This is a genomic window from Streptomyces sp. NPDC055955 (assembly GCF_042270245.1).
Lineage (GTDB): Bacteria > Actinomycetota > Actinomycetes > Streptomycetales > Streptomycetaceae > Streptomyces.
In genome coordinates, this window is the sequence record NZ_JBHJYS010000013.1 from 6,859 (window position 1) to 19,338 (window position 12,480).

The 12,480-nt window shown below is 70.1% G+C and carries 11 protein-coding genes; 9 read left to right on the plus strand and 2 right to left on the minus strand.

Going from position 1 to position 12,480, the window contains the following annotated elements:
- Positions 1 to 106: 106 nt before the first annotated feature.
- Entirely contained in the window at positions 107 to 391 is a 285-nt protein-coding gene (locus ACFC96_RS25145; RefSeq protein WP_376257637.1) for a hypothetical protein, read from the minus strand.
- 109 nt (positions 392 to 500) lie between these two features.
- On the opposite strand from ACFC96_RS25145, the gene ACFC96_RS25150 reads away from it, so the two are divergent.
- From ACFC96_RS25150 to ACFC96_RS25175, 6 genes are all read left to right on the plus strand, one after another.
- Positions 501 to 845: a hypothetical protein gene (locus ACFC96_RS25150; protein WP_376257639.1), complete on the plus strand. Its 345-nt coding sequence runs from the start codon at positions 501 to 503 to the stop codon at positions 843 to 845.
- 289 nt (positions 846 to 1,134) lie between these two features.
- Positions 1,135 to 2,391: an Ig-like domain-containing protein gene (locus tag ACFC96_RS25155; protein WP_376257641.1), complete on the plus strand. Its 1,257-nt coding sequence runs from the start codon at positions 1,135 to 1,137 to the stop codon at positions 2,389 to 2,391.
- Between the two features lie 138 nt (positions 2,392 to 2,529).
- Positions 2,530 to 3,984 (plus strand): ABC transporter permease, encoded by a 1,455-nt coding sequence (locus tag ACFC96_RS25160; RefSeq protein ID WP_376614203.1) that lies wholly within the window; start codon positions 2,530 to 2,532, stop codon positions 3,982 to 3,984.
- Positions 3,985 to 4,034: 50 nt separating this feature from the next.
- A complete protein-coding gene (locus ACFC96_RS25165; RefSeq protein ID WP_376257645.1) occupies positions 4,035 to 4,721 on the plus strand; it encodes an ABC transporter ATP-binding protein in 687 nt (228 codons plus the stop codon).
- A gap of 151 nt (positions 4,722 to 4,872) precedes the next feature.
- A complete protein-coding gene (locus tag ACFC96_RS25170) occupies positions 4,873 to 8,175 on the plus strand; it encodes a S8 family serine peptidase (RefSeq protein WP_376614205.1) in 3,303 nt (1,100 codons plus the stop codon).
- 134 nt (positions 8,176 to 8,309) lie between these two features.
- Positions 8,310 to 9,080 (plus strand): group II truncated hemoglobin, encoded by a 771-nt coding sequence (locus ACFC96_RS25175; RefSeq protein WP_376614207.1) that lies wholly within the window; start codon positions 8,310 to 8,312, stop codon positions 9,078 to 9,080.
- 146 nt (positions 9,081 to 9,226) lie between these two features.
- Here the strand turns inward: ACFC96_RS25175 and ACFC96_RS25180 are convergent, their stop codons facing one another.
- The gene (locus ACFC96_RS25180) at positions 9,227 to 10,159 is read right to left on the minus strand and encodes a helix-turn-helix domain-containing protein (protein ID WP_376614209.1); all 933 of its coding nucleotides are present in this window, start codon (positions 10,157 to 10,159) and stop codon (positions 9,227 to 9,229) included.
- Between the two features lie 148 nt (positions 10,160 to 10,307).
- Between ACFC96_RS25180 and ACFC96_RS25185 the strand changes: the two genes are divergently transcribed.
- The 3 genes from ACFC96_RS25185 to ACFC96_RS25195 all read left to right on the plus strand — a co-directional run bounded on the left by ACFC96_RS25185 (position 10,308) and on the right by ACFC96_RS25195 (position 12,364).
- The gene (locus tag ACFC96_RS25185; RefSeq protein ID WP_376614418.1) at positions 10,308 to 11,348 is read left to right on the plus strand and encodes an NAD(P)-dependent alcohol dehydrogenase; all 1,041 of its coding nucleotides are present in this window, start codon (positions 10,308 to 10,310) and stop codon (positions 11,346 to 11,348) included.
- Positions 11,349 to 11,472: 124 nt separating this feature from the next.
- Complete coding sequence (locus ACFC96_RS25190; protein WP_376257653.1) at positions 11,473 to 11,829, plus strand: DUF1330 domain-containing protein; 357 nt, start codon at positions 11,473 to 11,475, stop codon at positions 11,827 to 11,829.
- A 106-nt stretch (positions 11,830 to 11,935) separates the two neighbouring features.
- The gene (locus ACFC96_RS25195; protein WP_376614211.1) at positions 11,936 to 12,364 is read left to right on the plus strand and encodes a helix-turn-helix domain-containing protein; all 429 of its coding nucleotides are present in this window, start codon (positions 11,936 to 11,938) and stop codon (positions 12,362 to 12,364) included.
- The last annotated feature ends 116 nt before the right edge of the window (positions 12,365 to 12,480 follow it).

Sequence of the window (12,480 nt, forward strand, 5' to 3'; positions counted from 1 at the left end):
GCGGGGCCCCGCGGCGGGGCGGTGGAGCCGGACCCGGGGCCGGGGGCCTTGGGGTCTGGAGACCGGGGCGGGCCGCACCCGGGGGGGGGGCCCCGCCCGTCGTCGTTCAGAAGGCCGACTCGCGGCTCTTCCTGGCCGAGTACGTCAGGAAGCCCGCGCCGATCCCGAGGAACGCCGAGCCGCCGAGCACGTACGGGGTCGTGTCGACCGTTCCCGTGTCGGCCAGGCGCAGTTGACCCTCGGACTGCGCGTGTACCGCTGTCGCGGTCTGCTGCTGATCTGCCTCCGCTGTCCTCTCGGGGGTCGCGGTGGCGGACGGAACGAACCACAGAGCGGCCAGGAGTGTCCCGGCGGCAGTGGTGGTGAGCAGCGATCGTCGTGCGACGGACACGGAATCGATCCCCCTTGTGGAGCTGGCGAATTGGCCGTGTGAGGCGATGTTAGTGAAAGGTGCGGGTCACACGAAAGTCGCGGGTGGGGTGAGGCATACGCTCCGTCGTATGAGCACCCCTGAGACATCACGATTTGTTCGCCTCCGCGTGGAATTGGTTCTGGAGATCGAGGACTCCGCCGCCCTCACCGGGGCCGCGTTGCAGCGCATCGCCGAGGACGGCGACATGGCGGCGGACGAGCGGACGCACGCCGAGGCCGCCGTCAACGAGGACGAGGCGGAGGCGCTCGCCTATCTGGTCGATCCGTTCGACCTGGTCGGCGAGGTGCCCGGGGCGGACCTCGTGCAGGCATCCTGGTCCAGCGAGCAGGTCGACTACGATCCCGATTCGCCCGACTGGGACCTCGACGTGGATGATGACGAGTCCGGCGACGCTCTCGACGCGGACGACTAGGGCGGGGCGCGGGACGGATCGGACCGCGCGGACTCGGGGCCCCGGATGGCAACCGCCGGCCGGGGTTTCCTCGTCTCACAGGGGGTACCAGGGGGTTCTGTTACCACTGGTGCATGCCTGGTCACGGCAGTTCCGACGTGTCATCCCCCACATCGGGGACGAAATAGGAACGGGACGAACCGGTCATGGCGTTACATGGGCTATTGGTGATTTCCGCCGCGCGGGAATCGGGGCCCGTGGAGGCGCCCGGGGTTGTAGGGGGAATTGGCGACGATGGAGGTAGCGTGTGATGACGGACAGTAAGCGGCGCAAGGGCCTGGTGGCCGCGTCCGCTCTGGTCGGAGGAGTCCTGATGCTCTCCGCGTGCAGCGGAAGCGGCGGTCAGGCGAGCGGTGCCGACGGCGGTGGCAAGAACTCGCCGCAGGCCCAGGTCGACGAGGCCGCCGCTCAGAAGACGTCGGAGGCGCTGATCAAGATCGCGCCGAAGGACGGCTCCGACAACGCCGGCATCAACAACGCCGCCGCCGTCACCGTGAGCAAGGGTTCGCTCACGAACGTGACGATGACGACCGCCGAGGGCGCCGCGGTCCAGGGGCAGATATCCGCTGACAAGAAGAGCTGGAAGCCCGCGGGCCAGCTCCAGCGCGCCACCGTCTACAAGATCGCTGCCGAGGCCAAGGACTCCAGCGGCCGCGCGGCCCACGAGAACGCCTCGTTCACCACGGTCTCGCAGGCCAACAGCTTCATCGGCAACTTCACGCCCGAGGACGGCTCCACCGTCGGCGTCGGCATGCCCGTCTCGATCAACTTCGACAAGGCGATCACGAACAAGGCCGATGTCCAGAAGGGCATCACCGTCTCCTCCAGCAGCGGCCAGGAGGTCGTCGGCCACTGGTTCGGCAACCAGCGCCTCGACCTGCGCCCCGAGGACTACTGGACGGGCGGCTCCACGGTCACGCTGAAGCTGAACCTCGACGGCGTCGAGGGTGCGAACGGCGTCTACGGTGTGCAGCAGAAGACGGTCACCTTCAAGGTCGGCCGCAACCAGGTCTCGACCGTCGACGCGGAGACCAAGACCATGACGGTCACGCGGGACGGCAAGGTCGTCAAGACCATCCCGATCTCCGCCGGATCGCCGGAGAACAAGACGTACCAGGGCCAGATGGTGATCTCCGAGAAGTTCAAGGAGACCCGCATGGACGGCTCGACGGTCGGCTTCAAGGGCACCGACGGCAAGGGCGAGTACGACATCAAGGACGTGCCGCACGCGATGCGTCTGTCGAACTCCGGCACCTTCATCCACGGCAACTACTGGGGCGCCAAGTCGATCTTCGGTAGCGCCAACACGAGCCACGGCTGCGTCGGCCTGTCCGACGCCAAGGGTGCCGACGACCCGAACACCCCGGGTGCCTGGTTCTACGACAACTCGATGATCGGTGACGTCGTCGTCGTGAAGAACACCGGCGACAAGACCATCCAGCCGGACAACGGCCTCAACGGCTGGAACCTGGACTGGGCGCAGTGGAAGGCCGGTTCGGCCGTCTGACGGTCCTCGGCCCGACAGTCCTCACACAAGGCCCGCACCCCGGCGACGGGGTGCGGGCCTTCGGGCTGTGGGCGAGTTCTCATCGGTCTCTTATCTCGGGCTTATCCGATCATCACGGTGTGTCTCTATCTTCGCGGCATGTTCTTCACCTACCTGAGGCGCGAACTGCGCCGCCGCAGAAAGGCGGCCCTCGTCGTCGCCTCCGGGCTCGCGCTCGGCATCGCGCTGGTCATCGTGGTCAACTCCGTGTCCTCCGGCATGAACCAGGCCCAGGACAAGGTCCTCCAGTCCCTGTACGGCCTCGGCACCGACATGACCGTCACCAAGGCCGCCGAAGCGCCCAAGAGCGGTGAGACCGGACGGCCGCGGTTCGAGTTCGGCGCCAAGGACGACGGCGATGAGCAGAGCAGCGACCGCGTCATGGTGCAGGGCTTCCAGACCCTCGCCTCGTCGACCGTCACCAAGGTCGCCGGCCAGAAGGGCGTCGCCGACTCGGTGGGCGGCCTCAGCCTCCAGGTGATGAAGGTCAGCGGCGAGTTCAAGCGCGGCCAGTTCAAGCAGGACCAGAGTGGCGGTGGCATGCGCCAGGGCGGTCCCGGCGGCTCCGGCCAGCCGCAGGGCCGGGTCGAGGGCGGTGGCGCCTCCTTCGACGTCAACTCCTACAGCGTGTACGGCACCGACGTGGCCAAGCAGGGCCTCGGCCCGCTCACCTCCTCCAAGGTCACCAAGGGGCGTACGTTCAAGGCCTCCGAGACCGACGCCAAGGTCGCCGTGGCCGACGCGTCGTACGCCAAGGAGAAGAAGCTCGCCCTCGGCGACACCGTCAAGATCAAGAGCGTCAAGTACAAGCTGATCGGCATCGCGACTCCGGACAGCGGTGACGCGGCCGCCAATCTGTACGTACCGCTGAAGCAGGCGCAGACCCTCGCCGATGCCAAGAACAAGATCACCACGGTCTATGTGAAGGCGACCGACTCGCAGCAGATCTCCGCGGTCAAGTCCACCATCCAGAAGAACATCTCCGGTACGACGGTGACCACTTCGGCCGACCTCGCCGACACCGTCTCCGGCTCCCTGTCCACCGCGTCCAATCTCGCCTCCAACGTCGGCAAGTGGCTCTCCATCGCCGTGCTCGTCGCCGCGTTCCTGGTCGCGGGGCTGCTCACCTCGTCGGCGGTCTCCCGCCGCGTCCGGGAGTTCGGCACGCTCAAGGCGCTCGGCTGGAAGTCCGGCCGCGTCACCCGCCAGGTCGTCGGCGAGGCCGTCGTCAACGGGCTCGTCGGCGGCGTCCTCGGTATCGCCGTCGGCCTCGCGGGCGCCTACGTCGTCACCGCGATCAGCCCCACCCTCACCGCTCAGCTCGGCTCGGGCGCCGGCGGCGGAGCCAGGGGCGGCGGTATGGGCATGGGCGGCCCCGGCATGCGCCAGAGCGCCGGCAAGACCCTCGACATCGCCCTCAGCGCGCCCGTCAGCGCCACGACCATCACGCTCGCCGTCGGCCTCGCCGTCGCCGGAGGCCTGATCGCCGGCGCCTTCGGCGGCTGGCGCGCCTCCCGGCTGCGTCCGGCCGACGCCCTGCGCCGCGTCGAGTAGCCGCACCGCGCGGCCTCCCGAACACCTCTACGTACCGCAGGAGTTGCACCATGTATCAGCTGAGAGGCGTCACCAAGCAGTACCGGCGGGGCAAGGCCACCGTCGACGCGCTCGCCGGGGTGGACCTGACCATCGGCGACGGCGACCGGCTCGTCATCCAGGGCCCCACCGGCGGCGGCAAGTCCACCCTCCTCCAGATGCTCGGCGGTCTCGACCGGCCGACCAAGGGCAGCATCGAGCTCGACGGCGTCGACCTGGCGAAGCTCCCGGAGGCGCGGCTCACCAAGTTCCGCGCCGAGTCCATCGGGTTCGTCTTCCAGAGCTTCAACCTGATCCCGACGCTGAACGCCCAGGAGAACGTCGAGACGGCCCTCGTGCCACTCGGCCTCAAGGCCTCCGACCGCCGTGAACGCGCCGCGCAGGCCCTGAACTCGGTCGGCCTCGGCGAGCGGCTCGGCCATCTGCCCTCGGAGATGTCCGGCGGCCAGCAGCAGCGCGTCGCCATCGCCCGCGCCCTCGTCAAGAACCCCAAGGTGCTGCTCGCCGACGAGCCCACCGGAAACCTCGACGAGTCCATGCGCGACGAGATCATGGACGTGCTCGAGACCATGTGGAAGGAGCACGGGCTGACCTTCATCATGGTCACCCACGACTCGTCGATCGCCCGCAGGGCGCCGCGGCTCGCCACCATCCGCAAGGGCCGGATCACCATCACCGAAAACTCGAAAGCTGTCTGATTTCGATCGCTTCCGTACACAACCCGTGACCCCCCTGCATCATCTCTTTGCAGGGGGGCCGCTCGGGTCTCCCGCCGGTGAACTACCGTCACCAGGGGGAAAGTTGCACAGACAGGCACGAATAACCTCAAAGAGACTGAGCGCCACGACTGTGGCCGCCGCGGCGGCCGTCGTCCTCACCGCGGGTGTGACCGCCCCGGCCGTGGCCGCCGCCCCTGCGGCACAGTCGGGCGAGGCCGCGAAGGCCGCGCCCGAGCAGCACATCACGCTCATCACCGGCGACCGCGTCACCCTCGACGCGAAGGGGAAGCCGGTCGGCTACCGGCACGCCAAGGGCCGTGAGCACATCCCCGCGCAGACGCGCACCGTCGGCGGTCACACCCTCGTGGTGCCGGCCGACGCACAGCGCCTGGTCGCGAGCGGCAAGCTCGACCAGCGGCTCTTCGACGTCACCGAACTCTCCAAGTCGGCCAACCGCAAGGCCCAGAAGCACGGCCTCAAGGTGATCGTCGGCTACCGGGGCGCCGCGACCGCCGCCCGCGCCGACGTGCGCGACGCGGGTGACACGACGGTCCGCAGGACCCTCACGTCCCTGAACGCGGACGCCGTCACCACGCCCAAGCAGGACGCCACCCGCCTCTGGGACGCCGTCACGACCTCCCGGGGCTCCACCGCCTCCGGCATCAGCCGCATCTGGCTCGACGGCGTGCGCAAGGCCAGCCTCGACAAGTCGGTCCCGCAGATCGGCGCCCCCAAGGCGTGGGCGGCCGGCTACGACGGCAAGGGCGTCAAGATCGCCGTCCTGGACACGGGCGTCGACGCGACCCACCCCGACCTCAAGGGCCAGGTCGTCGGCGAGAAGAACTTCTCCACCTCCGCCGACGCCGTGGACCGTTTCGGCCACGGCACGCACGTCGCGTCCATCGCCGCCGGTACGGGAGCCAAGTCGGGCGGCAAGTTCAAGGGCGTCGCCCCCGGCGCCAAGCTGCTCAACGGCAAGGTCCTCAGCGACGACGGCTACGGCGACGACTCCGGCATCCTCGCCGGCATGGAGTGGGCGGCCGACCAGGGCGCCGACGTCGTCAACCTCAGCCTCGGCGGCGGCGACGCCCCCGGCATCGACCCGCTCGAGGCCGAGGTCGACAAGCTGTCCGCCGAGAAGGGCATCCTGTTCGCCATCGCCGCGGGCAACGAGGGCGAGTTCGGCGACTCGACCGTCGGCTCCCCGGGCAGCGCGGACGCCGCCCTGACCGTCGGCGCGGTCGACGGCAACGACAAGCTGGCCGACTTCTCCAGCCGCGGCCCGCGCGTCGGCGACGGCGCCGTCAAGCCGGACGTCACCGCCCCCGGAGTCGACATCACGGCCGCCGCCGCACCGGGCAGCGTCATCGACAACGAGGTGGGCGAGAACCCCGCCGGCTACCTCACGATCTCCGGCACGTCGATGGCGACCCCGCACGTCGCGGGCGCCGCGGCGATCCTCAAGCAGGAGCACCCGGACTGGAAGTCCGCCGAGCTCAAGGGCGTCCTCACCGGCTCCACCAAGGGTGGCAAGTACACGCCGTTCGAGCAGGGTTCGGGCCGCATCCAGGTCGACCGGGCCATCGGACAGACCGTGTTCGCCGAGCCCGTCTCGGTGAGCTTCGGCGTCGCGCAGTGGCCGCACACCGACGATGCCGCGATCACCAAGAAGGTGACGTACAGGAACACCGGCGACAAGGACGTCACCCTCGCCCTGACGGCCACCGGCACCAACCCGAAGGGCCAGGCCGCCCCGGCCGGCTTCTTCACGCTCGGTGCGACGAAGGTGACCGTCCCCGCGGGCGGCACCGCCTCCGTGGACCTGACCGCGAACACGAAGCTCGGCGGCACGGTCGACGGCGCGTACTCCGCGTACGTCGTGGCGACGGGCGGCGGCCAGTCCGTGCGCACCGCGGCCGCCGTGCAGCGCGAGGTCGAGTCGTACGACGTGACGCTCAAGCACATCGGGCGCGACGGCAAGGACGCCCAGGGCTACGAGACCTCGCTGGCCGGCATCGGCACGGACGCGTACTTCGACGCCTACGACCCGGACTCGGGCACCGTCAAGGTCCGTGTCCCCAAGGGCAGCTACATCCTGAACGAGTACCTGGTGGCCGACCCCGAGGACTTCTCCAAGGGGGCCGACTGGCTGGTGCAGCCGAAGCTGGACGTCACCAGGAACACGACGGTCACGCTCGACGCCCGCACCACCAAGCCCGTCGACGTCACCGTCCCGGACGCCGCCGCCAAGGGCGTCCTGGCCGCGCCCGAGTTCACGCTCGACACCGCCGACTCCTCTGCCAGCTACGGCTGGATCCTGGACTCCTACACCAACTTCCGCACCGCCGGCCTCGGCCCGGAGCCGACCGGCGTCAAGCTCCAGCAGCAGTGGACCGGTGTGTGGGCGAAGGGCGCCGACACGGAGTACGACACCGTCGCGGGCGGCGCCGTCAAGAAGCTCGCCACCGGCTACACCAAGCACTACAAGGCGAGCGAGCTGGCCACGGTCAAGGTCGGCCTCGGCGGTGCGGCCAAGGACAAGACCGGCTCCCTGGGCGCGAGCGGCATGCTGCCTCTCAGCTCCGGCGGCTGGTCCGTCGCCATCGACCAGAAGCTCCCCGGCACCCGCACCCTGCACCTGTCCACCGCCGACAAGGTGAAGTGGGGTCTGGAGTTCGCGCAGAACGGCCCCGAGGACAGCGACGGCTTCCCGACGGAGGAGGCCTCCTACACGCTGGGCACACCCCAGTCGTTCCAGGGCGGCAAGGCGTACGAGAAGACGTTCAACACCGGCGTCTTCGGCCCCCGCATCGGCGGTGACTACGGCGTCTACCGCGACGGCAACGAGATCTACGGCAACCTGCCGATGTACGCCGACGGCAAGACCCACGCCGGCTACTCGCAGTACCTCTCGGTGAAGACCACCCTCTACAAGGGCAGCACCAAGGTCGGCGAGAACGACGACCCGCTGGTCGGCGAGAAGCCCTTCAAGGTCACCTCCGGCGACGCCGAGTACAAGCTGTCGACATCCATCAGGCGCAGCGTCAAGATCGCCGCGGCCTCCACCCGCGTCGACGCCAGCTGGACGTTCCGCTCGAAGAAGCCGGCCTCCTCCGGCGAGGCGGCCAAGCTGCCGCTGTCCACGGTCCGCTTCGACGCGGCCGTCGGCCTCGACAGCACCGCCCCCGCCGACCGGACCCAGTCGGTCCCCGTCACCGTCCAGGGCGCGGCCGCGGGCAGCAACCTCAAGTCGCTGGCCGTGTACGTCTCCTACGACTACGGCCAGACGTGGAAGAAGCTGGACGTCAAGAACGGCAAGGTCACGGTGAGGAACCCGGCCAAGGGCAAGGCCGTCTCCTTCCACGCCAAGATCGCCGACAAGAAGGGCAACAAGTCGACGCTCTCCGTCTACAACGCGTACTACGGCAAGTAGCCGCGACGCGTGACGTAGACGCGCCACGCCCGCCGCTGCGCTGACGGGCCCGGCCCGTCGCGCTCGGCGCGGACAGCCCGGTGGCCCGTCCCGACCTCATGGCCGGGGCGGGCCACCCGTGTTTTGCTGATGTCATGACGACGCAGACAGTCGAGTACATCCGCTACCGGATCCCCGAGGCTCAGTCCGCCGAGTTCCTCGCGGCCTACACGCGCGCCGCCGGCCGGCTCGCCGCGGCGCCCCAGTGCGTCGACTACGAACTGGCGCGCTGCGAGGAGGACTTCGAGCACTTCATCCTGCGCATCACCTGGACCTCGACCGAGGGCCACATCGAGGGCTTCCGCAAGTCCGACCTCTTCCAGGACTTCCTCGCCGAGATCAGGCCGTACGTCGGGAACATCGACGAGATGCGCCACTACAAGCCCACCTCGGTGCGCGGCACCGGCGCGTCCGTGCCGAGCCTTTACGACTGGGCCGGCGGCGCCGACGCCTTCGCGCGGCTCACCGACGTCTTCTACGCCAAGGTCCTCAAGGACGACCTCCTCGGCCCGCTCTTCGCGGACCTCCCGCCCGAGCACGCCGGGCACGTCGCCCTGTGGATCGGCGAGGTCTTCGGCGGCCCCGCCACCTACTCCGAACAGCAGGGCGGCCACAGCCACATGGTCGCCAAGCACGTCGGCAAGCACATCACGGAGCCGCAGCGCCGCCGCTGGGTCAATCTGATGCACGACGCGGCGGACGAGGCGGGCCTGCCGTCCGACGCCGAGTTCCGCTCGGCTTTCAGCGCCTACATCGAGTGGGGCACGCGGCTCGCCGTGTACTTCTCCGGCCCCGACGCGGCCCGGCCCGCCGAACAGCCCGTACCGCTGTGGAACTGGGGGGCGGCGCCGCCCTACCAGCCGTAGAGCGGCCGTGCGTCACCGGCCGGTGCGCCTTCCGTCACCGGCCTGTGTGCCGTCCGTCACCGGCCCGTGCGCCTTCCGTCACTGGCCTGTGTGCCGTCCGCCGCCGGCCGGGCTGGGCTGTCGTCACCGGTCGGGCGGGGCTGCCGTCACCGGTCCGGGTGGGCCCGGAGGTTCTCGCCCAGGCCCGCCCGGACCGCGTCCGTGCCCCAGCTCGCGAGGAGGCGCAGCGCCTCGGCCGACGGGGAGCCCGGCTCCGCGTGGTACACCACGAGATGCTGCTCCTCGTCGTCGGGCAGGTTCATGGTCTCGTACGACAGGCTCAGCTCACCCACCAGCGGATGCCGCAGGCGCTTCACGCCGTGGCCCTTCTCCTTGACGTCGTGCGTCGCCCACAGCCGCCTGAACTCCTCGCTCTTGACCGAGAGTTCACCGACCAGCGCCGACAGCTCAGGGTCGTCCGGGTGGCAGCCCGCGTACAGCCGCAGATAGCTGACCATGTCGGACGCCTTCGCATCCCACTCCACGAACAGGTCGCGGTAGGCCGGGGCGAGGAACACCATCCGCGCCCAGTTCCGCTCCCGGGGCGGCAGCTCGCTCCAGTCGCCGAAGACCGCCGCGGCCATCCGGTTCCAGGCGAGCACCTCGGAGCGCCGGCCGGACACGTACGCGGGCACGCCCTCCAGGCTGTCGAGCAGATGCCGCAGCGCCCCGCGCACCTGCTGCTGCTCCCGCGAGGCCCGCTTCTTCTTGTGCTGCTTCGGCTTGGCCAGATGCGTCAGATGCGCGTGCTCCGCGTCCGTGAGGCGCAGGGCGCGAGCGATCGCGTCGAGCACCTCCGCCGACACGTTCCGCCCGTTGCCCTGCTCCAGGCGCGTGTAGTACGCCACCGACACACCGGCCAGCTGCGCCAGCTCCTCGCGGCGCAGGCCCGGCACGCGCCGGTGCCTGCCGAAGTCCGGCAGCCCCACGTCCTGCGGCTTCAGCCGGGCCCGTCGGGTGCGCAGGAACTCGCTCAGCTCGGCACGCCGGTCCATCGGCTCACCGGCGGCCGGGGCGGCGCGGGTCCCGTCATCGTCCATGCCTCCAGTATCGCCGGGCCGCCACAGACGTACGAAGGTGTTCCTGACCCCGCCGGTAGTAGGACCAGTGGGCGTACGCAAAGCGGGGCGAGGCGCTGAGCTCGGAGTATGCCTCCGGCTGGGGCAGGCTGTACCCATGACCGCACAGATCACCACCGTCAGCGCCTACGCCGCACCCTCCGCAAAGGCTCCGCTGGAGCGCACCACCATTCCGCGCCGCCCGGTGGGCGAGTTCGACGTCCTGATCGACATCAAGTTCGCCGGCATCTGCCACTCCGACATCCACCAGGCCCGCGACGGCTGGGGCAAGGGCATCTTCCCGATGGTCCCCGGCCACGAGATCGCCGGCATCGTCACCGAGGTGGGACCCGGCGTGACCAGGTTCGCCGTCGGCGACCGCGCCGGCGTCGGCTGCATGGTCGACTCCTGCCGCGAGTGCGACAACTGCAAGGCGGGCCTGGAGCAGTACTGCGCCAAGGGCAACGTCGGCACGTACAACGCCCTCGACAAGAACGGAGAGCCCACCTACGGCGGCTACTCCACCCACATCGTCGTCGACGAGAACTACACCGTCGGCATCCCCGAGGGCCTCGCCCTCGACGAGGCCGCGCCGCTGCTGTGCGCGGGCATCACCACGTACTCCCCGCTCAAGCACTGGAACGCGGGCCCCGGCAAGAAGGTCGCCGTCCTCGGCATGGGCGGCCTCGGCCACATGGGCGTCAAGATCGCGCACGCGCTCGGCGCCGAGGTGACCGTCCTGTCGCAGTCCCTGCGCAAGCAGGAGGACGGACTCAAGCTGGGCGCCGACCACTACTACGCGACCAGCGACCCGAAGACCTTCGAGGAGCTGGCCGGCACCTTCGACATCATCCTGTCGACGGTCTCCGCGCCGCTCGACTTCGGCGCGTTCCTCTCGCTCCTGAAGACGGACGGCGCCCTGGTGAACGTGGGCGCCCCCGAGGAGCCCATCTCCCTCAACCTGTTCTCCGTGATCGCGGGCCGCAAGTCCCTCTCCGGCTCCGGCATCGGCGGCATCCAGGAGACCCAGGAGATGCTCGACTTCTGCGCCGAGCACGGCCTCGGTGCCGAGATCGAGCTGATCGAGGCGAGCCAGATCAACGAGGCGTACGAGCGCGTGCTCGCGAGCGACGTGCGCTACCGCTTCGTGATCGACACGGCGACGATCTGACCCTCGCCGTCGCCCGTCGCGGCACCCAGGGCGCCAACCGGTGCATTACCTGAGGCGTAATCGACGGTCCGTCCGTCCCCCGGCAGGATCGAGTCATCGAACCGATCCTGCCGGGGAGGACCTCATGACCGCCTACGCCATCGCTGCCCTGCGCAACACCACCGTGCCGAACGAAGAGGTCTTCGACTACATGGAGCGCATCCAGTCGACCCTGGACCCGTTCGGCGGCCGCTTCCTCGTGCACGGCGCCCAGGCGGAGGACATCGAGGGGAAGTGGCCGGGGGGCGTCGTCGTCATCTCGTTCCCCGACAAGGCCGCGGCCCACGGCTGGTACGACTCCGACGCCTACCAGGAGCTCATTCCGCTGCGGACACGGAACCTGGACGGCGAGGTGATCTTCGTCGACGGGGTTCCGGAGGGCTACGACCCGTCGAGCACGGCGGCGCGGATGCGGGCCGAGGCGGGGCAAGGGCGCGTGTGACGCGGGCCGGGTTCGCGGGCCGCATGCGGGCGGGGCGTGGCGCCGGTCGTTATGCCGGGGGCAGAACGGGGGGCCGCACCGTGTGCGCCGCTCCTACGCTGCACCCGTGAGCAGCCACGCGTCGAACCACGCCCGCGTCATCCCTCTGCGCCCGGATCTGCGCCCGGGCCTGCGCCCTGACCCGCGCCCCGCTCCGACGGAGCCTGCAGGTCCTGCGGGGCCTGCGTCCAAGGAACCGCTCTGGCGCGACGTCGTGGGAGACGTCCTGCGCCGTGAGCGCCTCGCTCAGGAACGCACGCTGAAGGACGTGGCCGACGCCGCCCGCATCTCCCTGCCGTACCTCTCCGAGATCGAGCGCGGCCTCAAGGAGGCGTCGTCGGAGGTCCTGGCGGCCGCCGCCCACGCCCTGGGCCTCGGCCTCGCCGACGTCCTGGCCCTCGGCCGGTCCGAACTGCTCCGCCTCGCGACCTCGGCCTCACGGCCCGCCGTCCGCCGCGCGCCCGCGCGCGAGGGCGAGGTACGCCTCGCGGCGTGAGGGCTCCGTCCCGCACACCGTGAGCACAGCCCGTTGTCAGTGGTCGCGCCTACGCTGCGAGAGCGGCTGTGTGACGGCTGCCGGACGCAGGGGCTCATGACGTTCGGGCGGGACGG